This is a genomic window from Streptomyces kanasensis, assembly GCF_043077165.1.
GTDB classification, from domain to species: domain Bacteria; phylum Actinomycetota; class Actinomycetes; order Streptomycetales; family Streptomycetaceae; genus Streptomyces; species Streptomyces changanensis.
In genome coordinates this window covers 16,574-39,895 of sequence record NZ_JBIBSF010000007.1, presented here as the reverse complement: position 1 = coordinate 39,895, position 23,322 = coordinate 16,574, and the positions used below count along the sequence as shown (strand labels likewise).

The following is a 23,322-nucleotide window of genomic DNA, read 5'->3' as shown; positions in this document are numbered from 1 at the left end:
GCTGTCGGTGCGGGCGGCTAGCCTGCGCGGGTGACGCAGACGCCCGGTGACGACCGCCGCCTCCCGCCCGCCCTCGCCGACGTGGCCCGCGTGGGTTTCGACTACGCCGAGGGCGAGGGCATCGACTTCGAGCCGTACGACGCCTTCGAGGCCGCCGAGGAGACCACCGACTGGTTCCGCCACTGGACCGGCAACCACGACCTGGACGGCGACGCCTACCACGTCTTCGGCCAGGACGGCTCGGGCGGTCTCGCCGCCGTCTGGTGCGGGCGGCCGGGCCGGCCCCTCGCCGAGCAGCCCGTGGTGTTCCTGGGCTCGGAGGGCGAGTCCGGCGTGGTCGCCGGGAACCTCTCCGACTTCCTGTGGGTGCTGGCCGACGGCGTCGGGCCGCTGGAGTCCGTGCTGTACGGGGCCCCCGAGCCCCGCCCGAGCGCGCCGCGCACCGAGCTCACCGCGCTCGCCGAACGCCACGCGACCACCCCGCGCCGCCCGGCCCGCGACATCATCACCGAGGCCCGCGCGGAGTTCCCCACCTTCACCGAGGACCTCGACGAACTGTGCCGCTGACGTCCGGCTGACGCCCCCGGCCGCTCAGGCGGGCCGCCGAGGTAGCCGGCGTCACCCGCGGGCGCGGCGGAGGCCCGGCCGGTCATCTGGGCGCCCCACCGGCCCGGGGCCGGCGAGGGTTCCCGCCCGCAGGACCGTGCGCCGGTCGTGAACGGGACGTCCCGCGGACATCCGCTGCTCCTGCGGCTCGGCCTCCCGGCGGCACGTGGGCTGAGCGCGGTGCGGGAGTGCCCGCTTCCCCGCGGCTGACGGGCCTGACATTTCGTCAGGGGACTCCGCGTGGCCTGACGACCGCGCGAACACGAGCGGCGTTCGAGTTCTGCTTCGCCATGGGTCCGACGATCGCCATGGCGCCACGAGAGGTCCGACGGCACCACCCGGGGGGCCGTGTCGTGGCCGCCGGGGCCGTGGGTGCGGGTCGTGGCCGCCGGGGCCGTGGGTGCGGGTGGTGGCCGCCGGGGCCGTGGGTGCGGGTGGTGGCAGCGGGGGCCGCTCGGACCGGTCGGGCGGTCATTGCCTTGTCGCGCGGTCGAACCGGGCCGCCCAGTCCCGGAGTTGGTCGATCATCTCGGGCGGGTCGACCACGCGGAACTCGGCACCCAGGGAGCCCAGGGCCAGGGTCGGCCAGTCCAGCGAGTCGCTGGTCAGGCGGACCCGGCAGTGCTCGGCGTCCACCTCCTCGACCGTGCTCCACCGCCCGATCCGCTGCCGTACGGTCGCGGCCGGCGCGTCCACCAGGGCCGTCACTCGGTAGGGGCGGGGCAGGCCGCCGATCCCGGCGCGGACGAACTCGGCGGCGTCGCCGACGGGCAGGGCGCGCGGGCGGAACGGCGTGCCGGTGCCCTCCGGCGCGGTGAGTCGGTCGACCCGGAAGCTGCGCCAGTCCTGCCGGGTCAGGTCGTACGCGACCAGGTACCAGCGGCGTGCGAGGCGGACCAGCCGGTGGGGCTCGACCTCCCGGTCGGTGCGGCGGCCGTCGGCGGCGGTGTAGCCGAAGCGGAGCCGTTCGCTGTCCCGGCAGGCCAGCGCCAGCGTGGTGAGCATGCCCGGATCGACGTCCGCCCGGTCCGGGCTTCCCCAGCCGGCGGGCACGGTCATCGCGCGCAGCGCCTCGACCCGGTGGCGCAGCCGGGCGGGCATCACCTGCGCCACCTTGGCCAGCACCCGGATGGACGATTCGGCGATGCCCTCCACTGCGCCCTCCGCGGCGGTGTGCAGCCCGACGGCGAGGGCGACGGCCTCGTCGTCGTCGATCACCAGGGGCGGGAGCGCCGCGCCCGCGGCGAGCTGGTAGCCGCCGTCGACGCCGCGCTGGGCCTCCACCGGATAGCCGAGCTCGCGCAGCCGATCGACGTCCCGGCGCAGGGTGCGGACCGAGACGCCGAGCCGGTCGGCCAGTTCGTTGCCAGGCCAGTAGCGGTGGGTCTGCAGGAGGGACAGCAGTCGCAGGGTCCGGGTGCTGGTGTTCGCCATGCCTCCGATTCTCCCGGCAATTCAGGACGGAAAGTGGCCGCTATGGCTCCTACCGTGGTCGTAGAACGAGGAACACGGAACCCACCGGAGGCGGAAGACCATGACCGAGACCTCGAACCTGAACGGGACGACCCCCCTCACCGGCGAGCATGCCGACCTGCTGCAGACGCTGGGCATGCACCGGAACTTCCTGCGCTTCACCACCCAGGGCCTCAGCGACGAGCAGGCCGGGCGGCGGACCACCGTCAGCGCCCTGTGTCTGGGCGGCCTGATCAAGCACGTCGCCGAGATGGAGCGCCTCTGGGTGGACTTCATCCTGGAGGGCCCGTCGGCCATGCCCGACTTCAATGCCATGGCCGAGGGCGACCAGGCCACGCGGGCGGACGAGTTCCGGCTGCTGCCCGGCGAGACGCTGGCCGGTGTGCTGGCCGAGTACGAGGCGGTGGCCCGCCGGACCGACGAGCTGATCGCCGCCCTGCCCGACCTGGACATGGACCATCCGCTGCCGGAGGCGCCGTGGTTCAAGCCCGGCCTCCGGTGGTCGGCCCGCCGGGCGCTGCTGCACGTCATCGCCGAGACCGCGCAGCACGCCGGTCACGCCGACATCGTCCGCGAGTCCCTGGACGGCGCCAAGACGATGGGATGACCGGGCCGCCCGGCCCCACCCGGACGGAAACCGGTGGTAGGCGGGTACGTCCGCCGGGTGCTTCACGGCGGCGGCGAGGTCGGCGGCCGGCGCGCGGTGGACGGCGGCCGGGGCGGCGCCCCGCGCGAACCGGTCGGCGCCACCCGGGGCCGGCCACGCACGTCGTAGGGGCAGGTGCGGGGTGAGGCGCCCGTACCCGCGGCGCGGGCCCGCGAGGAAGGGGGTGTGACCGAGATACGGGTCAAAGGGGCAACGGGATGATCTTGAAGCCCTGAGCGCCGTCGGCCGTCACCCATTCGGCTCAGTGTCGTTGGTGGTGATGTTGAGCGTCGTCTGGGGCCTGGGGTGGGTTGTGACATCGATCGAACGGACCGCGTATCCACGGTTCAAGCGGCTGATCACCGCGCATGAGCTGCATCTGTTCTTCTCGCCGACTCGCGATGAGCTTCAGTGGGCGGCTGATGCCACAGACTGCGATGAGCATCTGCTGGCCCTGTTGGTGATGTTGAAGTCGTACCGGCGCATGGGGTGTTTCCCGGCGCTGGAGGACGTCCCGGTGATGGTGGTGGACTTCGTGCGGCGGGCGGTGGAGCTGCCGGAGGGCACGCTGCCGGTGTACCGGGCGGAGAGGACGGCGAAGCATCACCGTGGCCTGGTCCGTAAGCGGGTCGGCGTGACGTACGACCAGGCCAGGGCCCGGGGGATCGTCGAGCAGTCGATCCGCAAGGAGGCCGCGGCGAAGAACCGCCCGGCGGATCTGATCAACATCGCGCTGGAGAAGGTAGTGGAGGCGGGGCTGGAGCTGCCCGGGTTCTCCACCTTCGACAAGATGGCCTCGAAGATCCGCACCGAGGTGAACGTCTCGATCCGCACGGGCATCCACGACCGCATGAGCACCGCTCAGCGGGCAGGGCTCATGCGGCTGCTGGAGGAGCGCGACAGCGACGGGACGACGCTGTTCAACCGGCTGAAGAAGCCCGCCAAGGGCCCGACCTGGTCGCACTTCAAGAACCTGACCAAGCGTCTGGAATGGCTGGACGGTCTTGGCGACAGCGATGTGTGGATGGATGGAGTCGCCGCGGGGAAGATCACCGACTTTGCCGGGGAGGCGGACGCGGCGGATGCCTCGGAGCTGCGGGACTTCGTCCCCGTCAAGCGCATCGCGCTGGTCGCGGCCCTGACGCACAAGGCGCGGATGCGGGTACGGGACGACCTCGCGACGATGTTCTGCAAGCGCGTGGCGACGAAGATCAAGAAGGCCAAGGCGGAGCTGGAGGAGATCCGGCTCGCCGAGCGGGAGATCGTCGAGGCCCTGATCGGGAACTACCGCACGGTGCTCAAGTACATCGATGCGGGCGGTCCGGCCCAGGAGGCGCTCACGAAGGCTGCGGCCATGACCGCCGAGGTCCGCCAGGCGCTGGAGGGCCTGGACGAGGATGCGTCGGTGGACGAGGTCGCCACAAGGCTGGAGGGCAGGGTCTCCCCGGCCGTCCTTGCTCTGGTGCATGCCCAGGTGGTGCAGGCCGGCGGGCTCGGCGCCATCAGGCGGGCGGTGGAGGGTTTCGGCGGGTTCGCGGGGCAGTACGAGCAGATCGAGAAGGTCTCCGCCCACCACGGCAACTTCTGGGAAGTGCTGCTGTACGGGCAGATCGGCCGGGACCGGGCGGTGATGTTCGACCTGGCCGGCGCAGAGAACCTGGTGTTCACCGCGACCAGCGAGGACAACCGGGTGCTGGACGCGCTGGCACACGCCCAGCGTCACCAGGCGGCCCGCGGCGAGTACATCACCGCCTTCAACGAGGAGGGCAAAGAGGTCGACATCTCCTTCGCCACCCAGAACTGGCGCAAGGCCGTCCTCGACAAGACCCGGACCGGGCAGTTCGTCCGCAGGCACTTCGAGGCGATGGTCTTCACCGCACTCGCCGAGGAGCTGCGTACCGGCGACGTGGCGGTGGTCGGCTCGGAGGAGTATGCCGACTGGTCCGAGCAGCTGCTGGACTGGGAGACCGTCCAGGAGACACTGGGGTCCTACCTGGTGGAGGTCGGCCTCGCCGAGCCGGGCGAGAGCGCCGAGTTCGACGCGAAGTCCTTCCGCCGGCAGCTGGAGGACAAGCTGCGAAGTGCCGCCGCGGCGGCCGATGCCGGGTACCCGGAGAACGAGGGCCTGGTCATCGACCCCGAGACGGGCATCCCGTTGCTGAAGGCGTTCCGGGCTGACGGTCAGCGGCCCTCGGCGAAGCGGCTGGAGCAGGAGATCAAGGCGAGGATGCCGGAGCGTTCCCTGATGGGGATCGTGGCCCGGACCGCGTACTGGGTGGAGTGGTGGCGCCGCTTCGGCCCGCCGTCGGGCAACGAGCCCAAGCTCACCGACCCCTTGGGCCGCTACGTGATCGTCACGTTCGTCAAGGGCACCAACATGGGCCCGTACGAGGCCGCCCGGCACATCCCGGGCGTGAGCGGGCACGAGCTGTCGTACGTCGCCAACAAGCACTTCTCGATCGTGCTGCTGAACGAGGCGATCGCCGACCTGGTGAACGCGCATGCCCGCCTGGACATCTCGCAGGCGTGGGGCGACGGCACCACGGTGGCGGCGGACGGCACCCACATGGACACCTATCTCGACAACCTGCTCTCCGAGACGAGCGTCCGGTACGGCAAGCCGGGCGGCATCGCCTACCACCACGTCTCGGACACCTACATCGCGCTGTTCACGCACTTCATCCCGTGCGGGGTGTGGGAGGCCGTCTACATCATCGGGGGCCTGCTGAAGAACACCAGCGAGGTGCAGCCGACCACCGTGCACGCGGATACCCAAGGCCAGAGCTTCCCTGTCTTCGCGCTCGCCCACCTGCTGGGCTTCGATCTGATGCCCAGGATCAGAAACTGGAAGGAACTGACCTTCTACCGGCCGAGCAAGCAGACGGAGTACGTGCACATCGACGCCCTGTTCGGGGAGCCGGGCAAGCACGTCATCGACTTCGACCTGATCGAGTCCCAGTTCCGCCACCTGATGCGCGTGGCCGTCTCCGTACGCGAGGGCACCATCTCCTCCTCCACACTGCTCAAGCGCCTGCGCTCCGGGTCGAGGAAGAACGCCACCTACGCCGCGTTCCGCGAGGTCGGCCGCGTGAGCCGCACCGTCCAGCTCCTGCGCTACCTCTCCGACGCACCGCTGCGTCGGCGGGTGACCGCGGCGACCAACAAGGTCGAGTCGTTCAACGGCTTCTCCCAGTGGATCGGCTTCGGCAACCGCGGCGTCATCGCCGACAACGACCCGATCGAGCAGGAGAAGGCGATGAAGTTCAACGCCTTGCTCACGAACGCGGTGATCTTCCACAACGCCCTGGACATCGCGGAGATCGTCCGCCAGCTGCTGGAGGAGGGATGGGCGATCGACCCGGAGGACCTGGCGCACATCTCGCCGTACCTGACCGAGCACATCAACCGGTTCGGCGAGTACAGCACGCACGAGCTCGGCATCCAGCCCGACGCGTACGACCCAAAGCTCGACGTCGACTTCACCCCGCTGCGCGAGCAGGACCTGACCACCGCCGGCCTCGGCCAAGCCGCGTGAGTCTCGCGATTCAGTAGAGCCGCACGCGCGATGTCGCCGAGGTCAGTGGTGTGGTCGGCGCAGCCCTGCGACGAGGAGTTCGACCATGCGGCGTGCGTCGTAGCGGGGATCGCTGTCCGCGCCGATGCAGAGGTTACCGACGCCGCGCATGAGCTGGTACGCATCGATGTCGGGGCGGATCTCGCCAGTGACGGCTGCGGCTTCGAGCAGCTCGGTGCAGACGGGTACGAGGCGGTCGAGGAAGTAGGCATGCAACGCCTCGAAGCCGGCGTTGTCGGCCTGCAGCACTGCGGCGAGTCCGTGTTTGGTGACCAGGAAATCAGCGAAGAGGTTGATCCACCGCCCTAGTGCGGAGTGCGGAGAAGGGCTAGTCGCCAGCAGGGCCGGACCGGCCTCGGCGCAGGCGTCGACCTGGTGCCGGTAGACGGCGATGATGAGGTCCGCTCGCGTCGGGAAGTGGCGGTAGATCGTGCCCACCCCGACGCCGGCCCTGGCCGCGATCTCGCGTACCGGCGCTTCCACGCCCGACGTGACGAAGACCGCGGCGGCCGCATCGAGTAGGGCCTTCTGGTTGCGCCGGACGTCCTTCCGCCTGGCCGGGACCGCCTGCCCTGCACCCTCGTCGCTGTCGTTCACCGCGCCGCTCCTTCCACTCACCGCTTGCAAAAGCGGAACAAGGTTCCGTATTGTTCCGGAACATGGTTCCGTTTTGCTCATGATGTCAGAGCAAGGGCCCGGCAACCAAGCCATGCAATGCATCACGCTTCACCCACAATGAGGAGACACGGCCATGCAGTACCGCACCTTGGGCCGCACCGGTGTGCAAGTCAGCACCCTCGCGCTCGGAGCGATGAACTTCGGAAAGATCGGGCGCACCACCCAAGAGGAGGTCACCGCCATCGTCGACGCCGCCCTGGAGGCGGGGATCAACCTGATCGACACTGCCGACGTGTACAGCGGCGGCGAGTCGGAAGAAATGGTCGGCAAGGCCATCGCGGGCCGCCGCGACGACATCGTGCTGGCCACGAAGGCGACCATGCCGATGGGCGACGAGCGCAATCGCCAGGGCAGCTCGCGCCGCTGGCTGGTCACCGCGCTGGAGGACAGCCTGCGTCGGCTCGACGTCGACCACGTCGACCTCTACCAAATCCACCGGTGGGACCCGAACACCAGCGACGAAGAGACTCTGTCGGCGTTGACCGACCTGCAGCGCGTGGGAAAGATCCGCTACTTCGGCTCCTCGACCTTTCCGGCCTACCGCATTGTGCAAGCCCAGTGGGTCGCCCGCGAGCACCACTTGAGCCGTTACGTCGCCGAACAGCCCAGCTACTCGATCCTGCAGCGCGGCATTGAGGCCCATGTGCTGCCCGTGACCGAGCAGTACGGGCTCGGTGTGCTGGCATGGAGCCCGCTGGCCTCGGGCTGGCTGTCGGGCGCGATCCGCGAGGGCAGTGAGATCACCACCAGCCGCTCAACGTTCATGCCGCAGCGCTTCGACACCGCCATTCCCTCCAACCGGGCCAGGCTCGACGCCGTCGAGCAACTGGCCAAGGTCGCCGACGAGGCGGGCCTGACGATGATCCAGCTCGCGCTCAGCTTCGTGACCACGCACCCCGGCGTGACCAGCGCGCTCGTCGGCCCCCGCACACTGGACCACCTGCACTCGCAGCTTGCCGCCGCGGACATCACGCTCTCCGCCGACGTACTCGACGCGATCGACGCCATCGTCACCCCCGGCACCGACCTCGCCGCACACGAGAAGAACGACACCCCGCCCGCGCTGCTCGACCCGTCCCTGCGGCGCCGCCGATCGTCCCAGTAACAGCCTCCACGTGCGCGACATCCCGAAGCTGCTGCGAAGTGACAAGTAGCTCAGCATGAGGCTCCAGCCTTGGGCCATGGATGAGGACCAACGGGCAATGGATGGCGGTAGCAGTATTCCGCTTCATGGTCGGCTTACGGAACTTTCATCAGCCGGCGGTCCATCAGTAATCTGCCGCAGTAAATGCCGGATTTACTGCGGCGGACCTTCTACCGTGATCGTCGCGACCTGCGGCGGACGATTCCGGCCGCCGGGGTGAGGTGTACGCATTTACTGCGGCAGTGCCGGAAGGGCGGGACGGGCGTGACGATCGAACCGGTGACCGAACTCGGAGGCGGGGGCGCGGTGCGGCTGCCGCGCGCCCGAGTCGTGCCCCTGTCCGCCCCGCCTGCGTCGTACACCGCGGCGGTAGAGCGCTACCTCACCGGCGCGGGCATCGCGAAGTCCTCCGCGCGGATCTACCGGATCTCGCTGACAACGTGGGGGTGGATGCTCGCCGGCGAACCGGCGCCGACCGGCCCGGCTCGCCGGGGCGCGAAGCCACCCGTCTTCCCCGTCGCCGCGATCGACGACCCGGCAGTGCCGGAAGTGCTGGCCGAGCTGGCGGCGGCTCGGGCGGACGAGATGGACGCCGACACCGTCAACCGCGAACTGTCCATCGCGCGCAAGGCGATCGGCTGGTGGCAGCGCCAGGGCTGGATCGACGGGGACCCGACGATCGGCATCGAGCGGCGGCCGGCACCGCCCGACCGCACCAAGGCCCTGGCCGAGAACCAGATCGCCGCCCTGTGGCGCCTGGACGTCGGGATTCGGGAGAAGACGCAGTGGAAGATGCTCTACGAGTCGGCGGCGCGGGCCGACGAGGTGCTGTGCCTGAACGTGGAAGACCTGCACCCGCAGGACAAGCGCGGGAAGATCACCGCCAAGGGCGGGGCGACCGAGTGGATTCACTGGCAGTCCGGCACCGCCCAACTGCTGCCCCGCTTGATCGCCCGCCGCACCCGCGGCCCGCTGTTCCTCACCGACCGCAAGGCACCCGCCGGGACACCGACGCTCGACGTGTGCCCGGAGACCGGCCGGGCCCGGCTCTCCTACCGCCGGGCTGAGGAGGTCTTCGAGGAGAACACCCGGCTGCTGGCCAACCCGCTCGCCTCACCCGAAGACATCGAGGACCTGGACGGTTGGACCCTTCACCGGCTCCGCCACAGCGCCCTCACACACGACGCCGAAGACGGCACGTCCACGCCGATGCTGCTGGCCCGCTCCCGCCACGCGTCCGTCCGCTCCCTGGAGCGGTACGCCCGCCCCGGCGTCGACGCGGTCGCCCGACACGTCGCCGAGCGAGACCCCGCCGCTCGCCGTCGCAAGTGAGTCCGAGCGCTCAGGGCTGCTTCAAGATCATCCCGTTGCCCCTTCGACCCGAATCTCGGTCACGCCCCAGGAAGGCGGCCGCCCCTTCGCACCACCCTCCCGGTCCGGCAGGGGACGGTCCCACGGACGCGGAAGCCTCCAGGGGCCCCACCCGCGTCCCCGGAACGTCCGCCCACGCCTTCGGGGGCCCTCCGCTGGAAGACCCCCGACGCGGCCTCACGCCGGGACGAGAGGTAACGCGAGCTCAGATGGTCGGGGTGTCGTCGACGATCGGCCTGTGGATCTCGACGACCGGCTTCCACCCCGCGGAGAACTCGATGAACTCCGCACGGGTGGGGTAGGTGTCGATCGCGCGACGGTCACGCTTGGGGTTGTCGCCCCCCTTGCGCCCCCGGGGAATCTGCTCCTCGAAGATGTCGACCTTCACGTCGGGAACCTCCTTGAGGCTCTGGCGCCAGATCTGCACGACGTCGGCGCCGAACGCCTGCCGGGCCGCGGCGTAAAGGGCCGTGAGGGAGCCCCTGTCCCCACCGGGGACGAAAAGCGCCAGGTCCAGCACGACACCGGCCGACTGGAGGACCTCGATGGTCTCCGAGCCGTCCTCGTCGGCCACGTAGACCCCGGCTTCGTTCTCGTCGTCGGGAAGGCAGGAGACCTCTTCCTGGAATACGGTCCTCGCCGTGATCGAGCCGCCCTCGAAATCCTCACCGGGCTTGGTCAGAAAAGCAGGGACGTAGCAGTCGGGGAGTTTGAGTTCTGCCGTGTCGGCGGAAACGAGGATCCTGTCCTTCACGCCGAGCTTCGTCACCTCTTCCAGCGAGAGGCGGCGAGCGGCGATCTTCTCCGTGTTCACGATTTCCCTTTCAGGTCGCACTGTCCCTCCGAGCGAGGACGCTACCACGAAACCGCGAGGTCAACTGCCTCGTAAACCCTGGGTAGATGACCTCCGACAACCCGCGCGGGAGGGCATCGGAGCGCGCGCCACTCGGCCGGGAGCACGCATTCGCCAGACAGTGGCCCTCGTCGTGGTGCCGGGGGTCAAATGGCTGTTGCATTGTGGTGCGTCGGGCGGCACGGAGGGACTAAAAAAGGGCTTACGGCAGATATCCCCCATATCACCTTCGGGGAGGTGGCGGCGAGGTAAGGCGATCCATTCGTCGTGCGCCTCGAAGAGCGCAGTGGAAAACCGACCGGATAGCCCGATCACGCAACACCGGGGACCTCCACCGGCGACATCCGGACGGAGCGCGAACCGGGAGTCGCGTACTACCGCCCTGGGGCGGGGCTCGCCCCCGCGGCGTCCCGGATCCGTGAGCCGTGCCGGAAGGCGCCTCCCCGGGTCCGCACGCCGTCGCTCACGGGCCGTCGCCGGGCGCGGGGTCCGGCTCCGCCCACACCGTCTTGCACGGCACCGGCCGGTGACGCACGCGAAGCCCTCGTGGAACGTCAGCCCTGCGGCGGCACGGGGACGAGCGCCTCGCTCGGCCGGCTGGTCGGGGTGAAGCGGGTGGTTCCGGGCCCGGTCGGCACCAGGGCCTTGTGGATGGCCTGGGAGACGTTCTGGATGGTGGTCACGCCGTAGTCCATGGTGCTGTTGTCGTGCGTCAGCACGGTGATCGCGTAGTCGCGGCCGGCGCCCTGGAAGGCGCCCAGGCTGTGCACGCGCCAGCCGTGCGTGGAGCGCTGGAGCCAGCCGTTCTTGACCCCCACGGAGACGGAGGACGGGACGCCGGCCGGGGTGCCCCAGCGCTGCGAGGAGACGACCTGGCCCATCAGTTTCCGTATGTAGGCGCGGGCGTTGTCGCTCAGCACGCTGTTCCTGGCGGTGATGAGCGACAGCAGCCTCTGCTCGTCCCTGACGTTCACCTGGGTCAGGCCCCAGTAGCCGCCGCCGCCCGGCACGGTCCCGGTCATGCCGGCGGCGCTCAGGAAGCCCTTGATCTTCGTCGTGCCGAGCTGCTTCCAGAGTTGGCTGGTCGCGGCGTTGTCGGACTTGGTGATCATGGCTGTGGCGAGCGACTGCTCGGTGCCCGTCAGGTACCTGTCGTGCTTCTTGGCGTCCCACAGCAGTGCGGCGAGCACGGTGACCTTGACGGTGCTGGCCGAGTCGTAGGAGTGGGTGGCCCGCAGGGTGCAGCTGGTCTTGGTGGCGCGGTCGTAGAGGCCGACGGCGACGGTGCCCCTGCGACCCGCGAGGGCGGCCGTGATGTCCTTCTTCAGCTTGGCGGCGAGGCCGTCCTTGGCCGACGTGCAGCTCACGGTCGGAGTGGCGGCGACGGCGGTGGTCGGGGTGAGAGCGGGTACGAGCAGCGCGGCACTGACGACGGCCGCGAGCGCGCCGCCCCGGCCTATGGTCCGGCGAGTCATGCAGAAATCCCCTTCGAGGTCCTACGGGCGTCCCCCGAGCGCCGTCGAGCGCACGCGGGCATCGCCTCGTGGGACTCACCGGGACGATCGGAGGTTGTACACGGGTTCAGGGAGCGCAGGGTTCCGGGGCCGGCCCTCCGGAGCGGGCACCCCGACGAGCGGCCGGGACGGCCCGAAGAGGGCCCGTACGCCGCCGCTCACGGACCGCCGCCGGGAGCCGGGTCCAGCTCGGCCCACACCGTCTTGCACGGCACCGGCCCGTGCCGCACGCCCCAGCGGTCCGCCAGCTCCTCGACCAGCACCAGCCCGTACCCGGACTCCCCCGGCACCTCGGCCGCCAACCGCCCCCGCACGGGGGGCCGGTCGCCCCGCGTGTCGGTGACCTCGACGCGGAGCATGCCCGAGCCGGTCACGGCGAGGGTGAGACGGAAGCTCCGCCCCGGCACCCGGCCGTGCAGCACGGCGTTGGCGGCGAGTTCTCCGACGACGAGCAGGGCGGCATCCGACTCGGCACCCCACTCCCGCAGCCGCTCGGCCGCGAGCAGCCGGGCGAGCCGGGCACCGCGCCGGGTGGCGGACAGCGGTACGGAGAACCGGTGCAGGGGGTCGGCGCACAGCGGGCCGACGGCGGCGCTTTCACGAGTCACGCCGCCCAGCGTGGCCGCGCCCGGCCGCCGGTTGAAGGACGGCCGCCCGTGCGGACACCCGCTGTCCGCCCCCGTCCCGCCCACGTCCGGGCTGTCCGGGGTTACCGGGACGCCGCCCACACCGTTGAGCAGGGAAGGGCCGACGCGGAGGGAGGGCGGCAGACGTGATCGACGGGGACTCGTGCCTGGACGACGAGGAGGCGGGCGCGGTGGTGCGCGCGGTGGCCCGCCAGCTGAAGCTGTGGCGCGAGGCGGCCGGCCTCACCCAGGCGGAGTTCGGCCGGGCCATCGGGTACGGGGAGGAACTGGTCTCCTCGGTGGAGCGGGGGCGCCGGATCCCGCGCCCCGAGTACCTGGACAGCGCGGACGAGGCCCTGGCGGCGGGCGGTCGCATCGTGGCGATGAAGGAGGAGCTGGCGGAGGTCAGGTACCCGAAGAAGGTCCGGGACGTGAAGCGCCTGGAGGCGGAAGCCGTCGAGATCTGCTCCTACAACAACTCGGTCGTCGACGGACTGTTGCAGACGGAGGAGTACGCGCGGGCGGTGTTCGGCTCGCGTCGGCCTCCGTTCACGGAGGAGGAACTGACGCAGCAGGTCGCCGCGCGCACGGCACGCCAACAGATCGTGACCAGTGCTGCCGCTTCGCCCGTCCTGAGCTTCGTCCAGTGCGAGTCGACTCTGCGGCGGCCATACGGGGGCACAATGGTGATGCGCAGGCAACTCGAACACCTATTGCAAATGGGCGAGTTGCGGAGTGTCGACATCCAGGTCATGCCCCTCGCGCGTGAGGGCAACGCCGGGGTCGACGGCCCCTTCCGGGTGCTCAGGCTCAAAGACGGGACCACGATGGGCTACAACGAGGTGCAGCTCACCAGTCGTGCGATCGTCGAGCCGAAACTCGTACAGGTCCTTGAGATCCGCTATGGGATCATCCGTGCCCAGGCGCTCACGCCCGAAGAGTCCCTTGCCTTCATCGAAAAAATGCTGGGAGAGCCATGAGCTTCAAGCCCGCCTGCGGGGACGGGACAGTGCTCGAATGGATAAAGAGCAGCTACAGCGGCGCAGACACCCCCTCCTGCGTCGAGGTGGCGACCGCCCCCGACCACATCCTCGTCCGCGACTCCAAGAACCCCACCGGCCCCCGCCTCGCCCTCGCCCCCACCACCTGGGCGGCCTTCCTGCCCTACGCCTCCGGACACTGACGCGGCAACGCACACGGCCCGCCCCCGGCAGCGCGGGGCGGGCCGCGTACCCGTCGGTCAGGCCGCCAGGCCCTCCGCCATCTCCTCCGCCTGCTTCAGCACCCGTTCGATCGCCTCGGGCTGCTTGCCCGGCGGGTACCCGTGCTTCCGCAGCAGACGCAGTACGCGCGCCATGATCCGGTCACGTGCCTGCTCCTTGACCTTCCAGTCGACCGTGACGTCCTTCCGGATCTGCTCGTACAACTCGTGCGCGATCTTCGCGAGGACGCTGTCCTCCATCTCCTCCAGTACGGAGGGGTCGGCGGCGAGCGCGTCGTAGAAGGCCAGCTCGTCCTCGGTCAGGCCGAGCTTCTTCGCCCTCCCCCGGTCGGCCGACACCTCCCGCGCCAGCTCCACCAGGAACTTCATGAACTCGGCGGCCGTGAGCAGGCCGTTGGTGTACCGGTTCATGGCGGCCTTCATCTTCTCGGTGAAGGTCTCCTGGCGGGTGAGGTTGCTCGGGTGGGCGTCCTTGATCTCCTTGAGCAGGGCACGCCGCAGTGCCGCGATGGCCAGGTTGGGATGCTTGCTGCTCTGGAGGTCGCGCAGTATCCGGTCGTCCAGGTGGGACAGGTCCGGCTTGGTCAGGCCGGCGGCGTCGTAGATGTCCACCACGCCGTCGGCGGCGACGACGGACTCGTTGAACTGCTTGATCACCAGGCGCAGGTCGGCGGCCGAGACGAGACCCTGTTCCTCCCGCTCCTCCATGGCGTACTTCTCGCGGGAGGTGCGCACCGCCTCGAAGAACCGGATGTCGGGAAGCAGGTCCTCCACTCGCCGGTCGGTCGGGCAGAGGGAGAACGCCTGGCGCAGCACGTTGGCGTGGTGCGTGAACCGCTGCCGGCGGGTGGCCTTCCCTGGTCCGAGTCGCGGTTCCGGCGCGATCAGGAACTCCAGGGCCTCCCGCAGCGCCTCGCGGTACGCCGAGCGTTCACCCGAGTTGAGAATGCGCCGCCACGCGCAGTCGGCGAGGAGAGCGTCAAGGTGCTGGTGGCTCTCCCGTACGAGCTTGACGGCTTCGTCCAGGTCCGCACCGAGCATGGGCCGCTGCCGGTCCTGCTCGGAGTACTCGGCCAGGGCTTCCTTGATCTCGCGGATGACGCCCTGGAAGTCGACGACCAGCCCGGACGGCTTGCCGGGCCAGGTGCGGTTCACGCGCGCGATGGCCTGCATCAGGGCCGCGCCACGCATGCGCTTATCCAGGTACAGGGTGTGCAGCGGCGGGGCGTCGAAGCCGGTCAGCCAGAGGGACTGGACGATGACGAGTTCCAGTTCGTCGTCCGCGTCGGTCACCCGCTTCTGGATGTCCTTGATCTGGGTGGGCGTGCGTACGTAGTCGGCGATCCCGAGAACAACGTCCTTGGCCGGGTTGCCGGTGAACACCACCCTGATCCGGCCGGTGTCGTCCGTCAGCAGACCGGTCTTGGGGTCGCGCTCGCCCGCCCAGTCGGGGCGGCGGCGGACGATCTCCTCGAAGAGGCGGGCGGCGATGAGGCGGGACGCGCAGACGATCATGCCTTTGCCGCGGTGGCCGGTGAGCTTGACCATCTCGCTGCTGCGGGCGTCCCAGTGGTCGAGCACCCGCCCGGCGAGTTCCCTGATGCGCTCCGGGGCGCCGATCAGGTTCTCATACGTGGCGAACTCCCGGCGGGCCTTGCGCTTCTCCTCCTCGGACAGCCCCTCCAGCAGCCCCTCGGCGCGGGCGTCGAGCTCGTCGAGGTCCACGTCGGCGGGCAGGCGCACCTTGACGAGGTGCGGCTCGTAGAAGACGGGGACGGTCGCCCCGTCGTCCACGGCCTGGGTGAGGTCGTAGGTGTGGATGTCCTTGCCGAACACGCCGCGGGTGCTGCCGACCCCGTTCTCGATGGGGGTGCCGGTGAAGGCGATGAAGGTGGCGTTGGGCAGGGCGTCGCGCAAGTTGCGGGCGTAACCGTCGATGAAGTCGTAGTGGCTGCGGTGTGCCTCGTCGACGACCACGATCACGTCGCGGCGAGCGGAAATGAGCGGGTGCCGGACGCCGGACGCCCGCTCCTCCTCGGTGAGACGGAACTTCTGGAGGGTGGTGAAGATGACCCCGCCGGCCTGCCGTTGGAGGAGTTTCCGGAGTTGGCCGACGTCGTCCGCCTTCTCCGGCTTCTCGCCGATGGCCTTCTCCAAGGTGCGGCTGGTGGTGAAGGTCCTGCGGAGCTGGGTGTCCAGGTCGATGCGGTCGGTGAGGAGGACGAACGTCGGCTTGGCCAGCTCGCCGCTCCTCGTCGCCTTGACGACGTAGAACAGCATCTCCTCGCTCTTGCCGGCGCCCTGCGTGTGCCAGACGACGCCCGCGCGCCCGTCGGTGGCCACGGCGGACTCGGTGGCGCGTACGGCGGCGTTCACGGCGATGTACTGGTGGGCCTTGGCGAGCTTGACCGTGTCGACGACGCCGGACTCCGGGGCCGAGTACGACAGGAAGTTCGCCAGCAGGTCCAGGAAGCGGGCCGGTTCGAAGGCGCCGTACAGCATCCGCTCCAGGGCGCGCCCGTCCTGCCGCTCCTCCTTACGGAGCATGATGTCGTGCTCGTCGGCGTGCCAGGGGGCCATGTGCTGCCAGGGCGTGAAGGGGGTGCCGACGCGGGCGGTGATCCCGTCGGACACGAGGGCAACGAGGAGCGTGGCGAAGGCCGCGGTGTCCTTCAGCTCGCGCCGGTAGCCCTGGAGCTGGTCGTAGGCGGTGCGGGAGCTGTCCTTACTGTCGGCCTTCTTCAGCTCGAAGACGGCGAGGGGCAGGCCGTTGACGTACAGAACGATGTCGAAGACGAACGTCCGGTTCCTGTTGCTGCGCACCCGTACCTGGGAGGCGGCCACGAGGTCGTTGGCGTGCGGGTCGGCGAAGTCGACGGGGCGGATGGTGGCGTGCCGCGTCTCGCCGGTGTCGGCGTCCTCGTAGGGGACGCGGACACCGGCGGTGAGGCGTTCGTGGAAGCGGTGGTTCTCCCGGAGGTCGTTCTTGGTGTGCCAGCGCAGCAGCTCGCCGGCGGCGTCCTCGGCCACGTGGTCGGGCAGGCGCGGGTAGCGGGCGTGGATCGCCTTGACCAGGCGCGGGCGGAGGACGAGGTCGTCCCAGTCCGCCCGCACGCCGTAGGCCGGCCCCAGCTCCGGACCGGGGATGTGCCGCCACCCGTACTCGGCGAGCACATCGAGCGTGTGCGCCTCCAGCTCCTTCTCGGTGAGCCGCTCTATCGGGGGCTCACCGAGCGGCGGCTCGGCACCTGCGGTCATACGGCCTCCTCGACGGTACGGACCGCGTCCTTGACGCGGATCTTTCCGGAGAGCAGCTGGGGGAGCAGGGTGTCGCGGAGCTCGGAGAGGGTGCGGTTTTCGTGTTGCAGGTGGGCAGCTGTTGCATCAAGCCCGGAGAGGCGCTCGTTGACCTGTCGCACCGTATCCGCGGGGGGCAGCACGACGGGTACCTCACCCAGAATCGCGGTATTCAGGTTCGGCATCGTGGCGCCGACCGCATGTTGTGCGACCCACTCTTGAATCTCGGGCTCACCCAAGTAATAGCTCATGAACAGCGGCTCCGTAGCCGTCCCGACACGGACACGCAGACATCCTGTGCCGCAGAGCCAGCCGTCCTCGTATTTGCGTACCAGCGCCCGCCGCTTCACATCGCCTCGACGGGAGTAGACGATGTCTCCCTCCATCAGGCGATACTTTGACAGCCTTTCGGCATCTGCCACAGTGATGCGCGCGATCCCATCCTCCGCGATGCGGTTGTCTCCGATGTTCTGTGGCATCACGCTTGGGATTCCGGGATCAACATAATCGGAGGCGTGCAATTGACTTCCGAACGGACCTGTTTGGATAGCTCCCCCGCCGGTTGCACACAGAACCCCGAGAGTCGTACGCCGCCAGCCGCCAGGGACGCCCGCGTCACCACGTACTAGCGATGTGACACCCGCCTTGCCCCAGAGCTCCGCCATAACAGCGCGGGTGAGTTCGCTTACCGTGCGGGAAATCCGCTCATTGAGCGCGATCTTGTCGTCCAGGGCACCCAGCACTTCGGCTACCGCGATCTGTTGCGGGAGATCAGGAACCGGGACCCGGATCTTGACCAACTCTTTCTGGCGGATCCCAAGTACCGTCGTTCCTGACGATCTCCCATAAAGCCGCTCTTGAATCAGATCTGACTGCAACGCATAAAACAGGAAACGGCCATCCATGACCTCAGGTTTAGACCGTAGGCCAAAAACTCGCTGCCCAAGAGCAATCGGATCGCCAGATCGAACCAGGGCGCATCTACCGAGGGGCGCCTCCGACGTCAATACAACGTCATTCTCCCTGACGGGAATGGGCATCCACTTTCGATACATGTCATGCGAAATGCGCCGCGCTTCAGAGATATGAAGGCGCCCCCTCTTGACAAGTAGAGCCGAGATGACCGGAACCCCGTTCACCACAAAGTCCCCGCCAAGCTTTTTAGGGGTCCTTCCCCTGTGATCAATCAAGACTTCCAGTACGTCGGCCAACGGCAGCTCGCGCATCACACCCTCCCCAACTGCTCGACAACAACCCTCGCCAACCGCTCCGACTCCGCGAACTGCTCCCGCAGCAGGGCCGTCAGGCGGGCGATCTTCTCCTCCACCGGCTCCGCGTCCGGGTCCACCTCCGCCTCCGCGACGCCCACGTACCGCCCCGGTGTCAGCACGAAGTCGTGCTCGGCGATCACGTCCAGCTGGGCGCTCACGCAGAAGCCCGGCACGTCCTCGTACGGAGCCGCCCCCTCGACGCCCCGCCAGGCCCGCACGGTGTCGCCGATCCGGTGGACGATCTCCTCGTCGGTCAGCACCCGCAGCGTGCGGTTCTCCATCACGCCGAACTCGCGCGCGTCGACGAAGAGCACCTCGCCCTTGCGGCCCGGCGCCCAGCCGGAGTGGCGGCCCTTGCCCTCCGCGAGGAACCACAGGCACGCCGGGATCTGCGTGGACCGGAACAGCTGGCCCGGCAGGGCGATCATGCAGGCCACCAGGTCGGCCTCGACGATCGCGCGCCGGATGTCGCCCTCGCCGGACTGCTTGCTGCTCATCGAGCCGTTCGCCAGGACCACACCGGCCCGGCCGCCCGGCGCCAGTTTGCTGATCATGTGCTGGAGCCAGGCGTAGTTGGCGTTGCCGACCGGCGGGGTGCCGTACACCCACCGCCGGTCCATGCCGAGCATCTCCCCGCCCCAGTCGGAGATGTTGAAGGGCGGGTTGGCCATGACCACGTCCGCCTTCAGCTGCGGGTGCTGGTCGTTGCGGAACGTGTCGGCCGGCTCGTCGCCCAGCTTGGCTTCCACGCCGTGGATCGCCAGGTTCATGTGGGCCAGCTGCCAGGTGGTCTGGTTGAGCTCCTGGCCGTAGACAGCCACATCCAGCGGGTTGCCGCCGTGGGTCTCGATGAACTTCTCCGCCTGGACGAACATGCCGCCCGAGCCGCACGCCGGGTCGTACACCCGCTCGCCCTGCTTCGGTTCCAGGACCTCCACCAACAGCTTCACCACGGACCCGGGGGTGAAGTACTCACCACCCTTGCGGCCCTCCTTCAGGGCGAACTCGGCGAGGAAGTACTCGTAGACCTCACCCATGAGGTCCCGCGCACCCTTGCGCCGGCCGTCCTCGCCGAGCTGCTCCTGGAAGACCAGCCGGTCCAGCAGCTTCACCAGGCCGGCGAGGCGTTCCTCGTCGACGCGGCCGCTGTTGTAGATCTTCGGGAGTGTCCGGTTCAGCGCGGGGTTGAACTTCTCGATGGCGCGCATCGCCGCGTCGATGGCCTCGCCGACGCTGTCGCCCTCGACCGTGCCCTTCGCCCGCTCCAGGACGCTCTCCCAGCGGGCGGTCGGCGGCACGTAGAAGATGCCGGAACCGGTGTACTCGCGGCGCTCCTCCAGCGTCGCGAGGATGTCCTCCTCGCTCCAGCCGCCCTCCTCGCGCAGCTCCGCCTCCAGTCGGGCGCGCTTCTCGGCCATGGCGTCGGAGACGTACTTGAGGAAGACCAGGCCCAGCACGAAGTGCTTGTACTCGGCGGCGTCCAGGCTGCCGCGCAGCTTGTCCGCCGCGGCCCACAGCACCTTCTTCATGTCCTGCGGTTCTGCCGTCTTCTTCTTGCGTGGCGGCACGGGTGCCTCACTTCTCTCTCTGGTCGTGCTGTGCTCGTCGTGCGCCGCGGTGGGCGGCGCCGCCGCTGTCCTTGCCGTGTCCGTGGTGCCGAAGGGCCCGGCTTCCTCACGTGCCGCCGGGTCTGCGGCGCAACGCCAGGTTCCCGTCGGCGACGCCCGCCGCGAGCCGCCGCGCCAAGGTGTCCAGGGCGTCCAGCTGCCGTCGGACGTCCGCGCGCTGCCGTTCCGTCTCCGCCAGGATCACCTCCAGCTCGGCGACCTCCTCGGGGGAGAGCCCCGGCAGGTCCATGTCGCGCACGCTCACCCGGCGCACCAGTGAGCCGCTGCCGCGCTGTTGGTTGCGGGGGGCGGCGAGCAGCCCGGCCAGGACGTGCGGGCGCATCCACACCTCCTCGGGCCGGGCCTCGCCGGCGAGGAACTTCCGGTAGGCCGGGACGCGCAGCCCCTGCACCGGCGCGAGCAGCACGCAGCCCCCGGCGTCGTCCACCCGGGTGCGCACCCCGTGCTCGGTGAGCAGGAAGACGTCACCCCGCTCGGTGGTCTGGGCCTGCGGGTACTCGGCCAGGTCCTCCAGCGCGATCCGCCGCTGCCCGAGCGGCAGCGCGCCGAGCATCTCCTCACGGCCGACGACCGCCAGACCGGCTTCGCCGATGTCCGGCTCGCGGATGCGGTGGCCCGTCAGCACCTGGAGCTGGCCGGCGCGCAGATACCCCCCGACCTTGCGGTGGGTCACCCCGGCGTCCTCGGGCCGCCGGGCGATGCCGAGACCACCGATCCACTCCTTCAGCCGCGGCAGCGCCACCGCCGCATCGCGCCGCGCGTCCAAGGTGGCCTCGAAGTGGTCCACCCCGTGCTCCTTCGAGGCGAGCCGGTGCGCGGGCAGGACCGAACGGCCGTCGAGGAGGTGCTCCGACCTCGGACCACCCGCCGACACGGGGAAGAAAGCGGCCTCCTCGTCCACCGGCGACCGCCCGGACTCCACGACCTCGGCGACGTACGCCTGCCACTCACCACCGACCCGGCGGGCGATCCGGTCGGCGTCGACCAGCAGCACCCGGCCGCGGTCCTCCGCCGCCGCCCCGTTCCGCAGGACGAGCAGCGCGTGCTCCGCGCCCGTACGGAAGGGGTGGATGCGGCGCGGCAGTTGGACGACCGCCGCCACCGCGTCCCGGCCCAGCAGTTCCTCGCGGAGCCGCACGTTCGGGGTCGGTGCCGTGCCGCGCGGCCGGCTCAGGGTCCACGACGGTACGACGACGAGGCCCAGGCCACCGGGCTTCAGGCGGTGCACGGCTTCCAGGGCCCAGGCAAGCGGCCCGTCCTCGGCGGACTCCCGCTCCCCGGCCGCGTACGGCGGATCGGCGACGACGACGTCACCGAACGGGACACCCCCAGGGTGTCCGGGGTCCGGACCGGGCCCTGGTTGCCCCCAGGACGGCTGGGCGTCCAGGTCGGTGGGGTGCGCGCAGATGCCCAGGGCGGTGCGGCGGTGGGCGAGGAGCCGGTAGACGATGATCTTGCGGCGCAGGGGGTCGGGCTCCACCGCCACCACGTCGCCGTGTCCCTCGGTGTCGAGGGCGAACAGCAGCTCACCGGTGCCGGCACACAGGTTGATCACGACCGGGCGGGCGGGACCGTACGAGGTGGTGCCCCTGCGACGGGCCAGCGTGCTGATCAGTTGGACGACGGCGGGCGGAGTCATGTCCGTGACGAGGTCCGACTCCAGGCGTTCGACGAGGCTCAGCACGGTGTCGGCCGCGGCCCTGGGCGAGCCGAGCTCCTCGATCAGCTCGTGGACGGCGGCGGACACGCGGGGGTCGGCTGCCTCCGCGTCCTCCAGCGGGCCGGGCGGCAGGCTCTCGGGGCCCGGGTAGCTGCCGGCGTCGGCCACGGCGCACACCGCCAGCGCGTCGACCACGAGCCGTTCCGCCGAGCCCACCTCGTGGCGGAGGGCGACGAGTCCGCGCAGCCGCAGGTTGCGCCGGAAGCGGTCGCCGTAGGTCGGGTGCGTGCCGTCCTCCTCCGGCTCCATGTCGGGGATCGGGCGCAGGTCCAGCCAAGAGGCCACTTCCTCGGCCTGGAAGAGCGGCTTGCTGTCGCTTCCCGCCACGGGGTCGGGGAAGGGCGGGCGCCTGTCACCGGCCGCCTCCACGGCGCTCCTGGCGAACCTGCGCCGCCAGTTGCTGACCGTGGGCCGACCGACCTCGGCGAGCTCCTTGATCTCGCCCAGTGACACCAGCAACGCCGTGTGCGCCTCGTCCGGCACCCTTCCCACTCCCATCGGTCCCGCCCCTTCCGCCATGGCCCGCGCCGTCGGCACCCCCGGCCTCACAGCCGCAGGGGTTCCCTGCCGGACAGCACCGCCTCCCTGCGGGCCAGCACCTCCGGAACCTGCCCGTACTTCTCGTGCCGGTCGGCCATCTCCGGCGAGACGTACCGCAGCAGTACCAGCGCGGTCTTCAGGTCCCGCTCCAGGTGCCGCTGGAAGACGCTCTCGTGGTGGGCGATCCGGTTCCGCAGCGTGAGCATGAACTGGAACTTCTCGTACAGGTCACTCCGTCCACCGCGGTGCTCGCGGAAGACGTGACGGAGCGAGGAGTTCCAGTACTTCATCTCGTAGTTGTCCCTGCCGCCACGCCCCAGGAGGCCGACCCAGAAGCCGAAGGGCAGCTGCGCCACGACGTCGCACGGGCCGAAGGGGCGGCGCGGGCGCCTGTTCTCCAGGGTCTCCATCGCCCGGTCCAGCATGTCCTGCCCCTTGTAGTTGGGGCGGGCCTTCGGGACGTCCCACCACGCCTCCTGGCCGTGACGCCCGGCGAGCTGGCGGTGCAGCCGGTTGCGCAGGCTCACCTCCAGGTCGCGCAGGGGACTCTGCAGCGCCCTGGCTACTTCCGAGTCCCAGGCGTAGAGCCGCAGGGCGCGGTTCCGGTCGCCGTCACACTCGCACAGGAACGGCCGGAACCGCTCCGGGGAGATGGCCGCGATTAACCGGTCATCCTCACTGCCCGCCTGATCACCCAGCGTCATCACGCTCCCTTTCCCCCGCGACCCACCCGTGGTAAAGTCGCTCAAGTAAGCCTTGGATCACTGTCACTGCTTCGCATACAGCCCTTGGCAGTGCTTGGTTGTAGCCCTCGAGTCCGCCCGCCGTTATCAGGCGGACTCGGGGGCGCAACTGCTTCTGGAGCGCGGCAGACCTGTCCCGACGACACCTTGACCTCAGCGCCCTTGATCACAGTAGTGGACCCCGCATCTTGCGGTCAACACTTTCAAGCGCGGCCTTGCTGAGAAGCCCACTTCTCAGCAGCACTCCGCCCTGTGTCTTCGCGTGAGAACGGCGCTGGGAGCGGCAGGCGACCGCCCCTCTCCCAACAAGGGCGGAAGCCAGAAGTGCTCGCCTCACGCTCTCAGCTCCCGCCCCCATCGCTTGGGCGACCTTCCCGCCGTACACGTCCAGGAGCTCCGGAAACCGACCGACCGGA

General features: G+C 69.8%; 17 protein-coding genes. 7 read left to right on the top strand and 10 right to left on the bottom strand.

What is annotated here, in order from left to right; all coding sequences use genetic code 11:
* The first annotated feature begins 30 nt into the window (after positions 1 to 30).
* Positions 31 to 567: an SMI1/KNR4 family protein gene (locus ACF053_RS18405; protein ID WP_391954881.1), complete on the top strand. Its 537-nt coding sequence runs from the start codon at positions 31 to 33 to the stop codon at positions 565 to 567.
* 510 nt (positions 568 to 1,077) lie between these two features.
* Here the strand turns inward: ACF053_RS18405 and ACF053_RS18400 are convergent.
* Positions 1,078 to 2,040, bottom strand: coding sequence for a helix-turn-helix transcriptional regulator (locus tag ACF053_RS18400; protein WP_391954880.1), 963 nt, complete (start codon positions 2,038 to 2,040; stop codon positions 1,078 to 1,080).
* A 100-nt stretch (positions 2,041 to 2,140) separates the two neighbouring features.
* On the opposite strand from ACF053_RS18400, the gene ACF053_RS18395 reads away from it, so the two are divergent.
* Together ACF053_RS18395 and ACF053_RS18390 are read left to right on the top strand one after the other, a co-directional pair.
* Positions 2,141 to 2,686 (top strand): DinB family protein, encoded by a 546-nt coding sequence (locus ACF053_RS18395; RefSeq protein WP_391954879.1) that lies wholly within the window; start codon positions 2,141 to 2,143, stop codon positions 2,684 to 2,686.
* A 319-nt stretch (positions 2,687 to 3,005) separates the two neighbouring features.
* Positions 3,006 to 6,260 (top strand): Tn3 family transposase, encoded by a 3,255-nt coding sequence (locus ACF053_RS18390; protein ID WP_391955132.1) that lies wholly within the window; start codon positions 3,006 to 3,008, stop codon positions 6,258 to 6,260.
* A 42-nt stretch (positions 6,261 to 6,302) separates the two neighbouring features.
* Here ACF053_RS18390 and ACF053_RS18385 read toward each other — a convergent pair whose 3' ends face one another.
* Complete coding sequence (locus ACF053_RS18385; RefSeq protein ID WP_391954878.1) at positions 6,303 to 6,896, bottom strand: TetR/AcrR family transcriptional regulator; 594 nt, start codon at positions 6,894 to 6,896, stop codon at positions 6,303 to 6,305.
* 154 nt (positions 6,897 to 7,050) lie between these two features.
* Here ACF053_RS18385 and ACF053_RS18380 point away from each other — a divergent pair, with 154 nt between their 5' ends.
* Positions 7,051 to 8,082, top strand: coding sequence for an aldo/keto reductase (locus ACF053_RS18380; RefSeq protein WP_391954877.1), 1,032 nt, complete (start codon positions 7,051 to 7,053; stop codon positions 8,080 to 8,082).
* A 318-nt stretch (positions 8,083 to 8,400) separates the two neighbouring features.
* The gene (locus ACF053_RS18375) at positions 8,401 to 9,453 is read left to right on the top strand and encodes a tyrosine-type recombinase/integrase (protein ID WP_391954876.1); all 1,053 of its coding nucleotides are present in this window, start codon (positions 8,401 to 8,403) and stop codon (positions 9,451 to 9,453) included.
* Between the two features lie 244 nt (positions 9,454 to 9,697).
* On the opposite strand, the gene ACF053_RS18370 is transcribed toward ACF053_RS18375, so the two are convergent.
* From ACF053_RS18370 to ACF053_RS18360, 3 genes are all read right to left on the bottom strand, one after another.
* A complete protein-coding gene (locus tag ACF053_RS18370; protein ID WP_391954875.1) occupies positions 9,698 to 10,306 on the bottom strand; it encodes a hypothetical protein in 609 nt (202 codons plus the stop codon).
* A 593-nt stretch (positions 10,307 to 10,899) separates the two neighbouring features.
* Positions 10,900 to 11,820: a serine hydrolase gene (locus ACF053_RS18365; RefSeq protein ID WP_391954874.1), complete on the bottom strand. Its 921-nt coding sequence runs from the start codon at positions 11,818 to 11,820 to the stop codon at positions 10,900 to 10,902.
* Between the two features lie 197 nt (positions 11,821 to 12,017).
* Positions 12,018 to 12,467, bottom strand: coding sequence for an ATP-binding protein (locus ACF053_RS18360; RefSeq protein WP_391954873.1), 450 nt, complete (start codon positions 12,465 to 12,467; stop codon positions 12,018 to 12,020).
* 164 nt (positions 12,468 to 12,631) lie between these two features.
* On the opposite strand from ACF053_RS18360, the gene ACF053_RS18355 reads away from it, so the two are divergent.
* Together ACF053_RS18355 and ACF053_RS18350 are read left to right on the top strand one after the other, a co-directional pair.
* On the top strand, positions 12,632 to 13,465 hold the full coding sequence (locus ACF053_RS18355; RefSeq protein ID WP_391954872.1) for a helix-turn-helix domain-containing protein: 834 nt from the start codon (positions 12,632 to 12,634) through the stop codon (positions 13,463 to 13,465).
* Positions 13,462 to 13,668: a DUF397 domain-containing protein gene (locus ACF053_RS18350; RefSeq protein ID WP_391954871.1), complete on the top strand. Its 207-nt coding sequence runs from the start codon at positions 13,462 to 13,464 to the stop codon at positions 13,666 to 13,668. The genes ACF053_RS18355 and ACF053_RS18350 overlap by 4 nt, the downstream gene beginning before the upstream one ends.
* Positions 13,669 to 13,725: 57 nt before the next feature.
* On the opposite strand, the gene ACF053_RS18345 is transcribed toward ACF053_RS18350, so the two are convergent.
* The 5 genes from ACF053_RS18345 to ACF053_RS18325 all read right to left on the bottom strand — a co-directional run bounded on the left by ACF053_RS18345 (position 13,726) and on the right by ACF053_RS18325 (position 22,867).
* Positions 13,726 to 16,965: a type I restriction endonuclease subunit R gene (locus ACF053_RS18345; RefSeq protein ID WP_391954870.1), complete on the bottom strand. Its 3,240-nt coding sequence runs from the start codon at positions 16,963 to 16,965 to the stop codon at positions 13,726 to 13,728.
* Complete coding sequence (locus ACF053_RS18340) at positions 16,962 to 18,230, bottom strand: restriction endonuclease subunit S (protein ID WP_391954869.1); 1,269 nt, start codon at positions 18,228 to 18,230, stop codon at positions 16,962 to 16,964. Before ACF053_RS18340 ends, ACF053_RS18345 begins: the two co-directional genes overlap by 4 nt.
* Positions 18,230 to 19,843, bottom strand: coding sequence for a class I SAM-dependent DNA methyltransferase (locus ACF053_RS18335; RefSeq protein ID WP_391954868.1), 1,614 nt, complete (start codon positions 19,841 to 19,843; stop codon positions 18,230 to 18,232). Before ACF053_RS18335 ends, ACF053_RS18340 begins: the two co-directional genes overlap by 1 nt.
* A 106-nt stretch (positions 19,844 to 19,949) precedes the next feature.
* Positions 19,950 to 22,121 carry an N-6 DNA methylase gene (locus ACF053_RS18330; protein ID WP_391954867.1) on the bottom strand — a complete coding sequence of 724 codons (2,172 nt, stop codon included), beginning with the start codon at positions 22,119 to 22,121 and terminating at the stop codon, positions 19,950 to 19,952.
* 47 nt (positions 22,122 to 22,168) lie between these two features.
* On the bottom strand, positions 22,169 to 22,867 hold the full coding sequence (locus tag ACF053_RS18325) for a hypothetical protein (RefSeq protein WP_391954866.1): 699 nt from the start codon (positions 22,865 to 22,867) through the stop codon (positions 22,169 to 22,171).
* Positions 22,868 to 23,322: the final 455 nt, after the last annotated feature.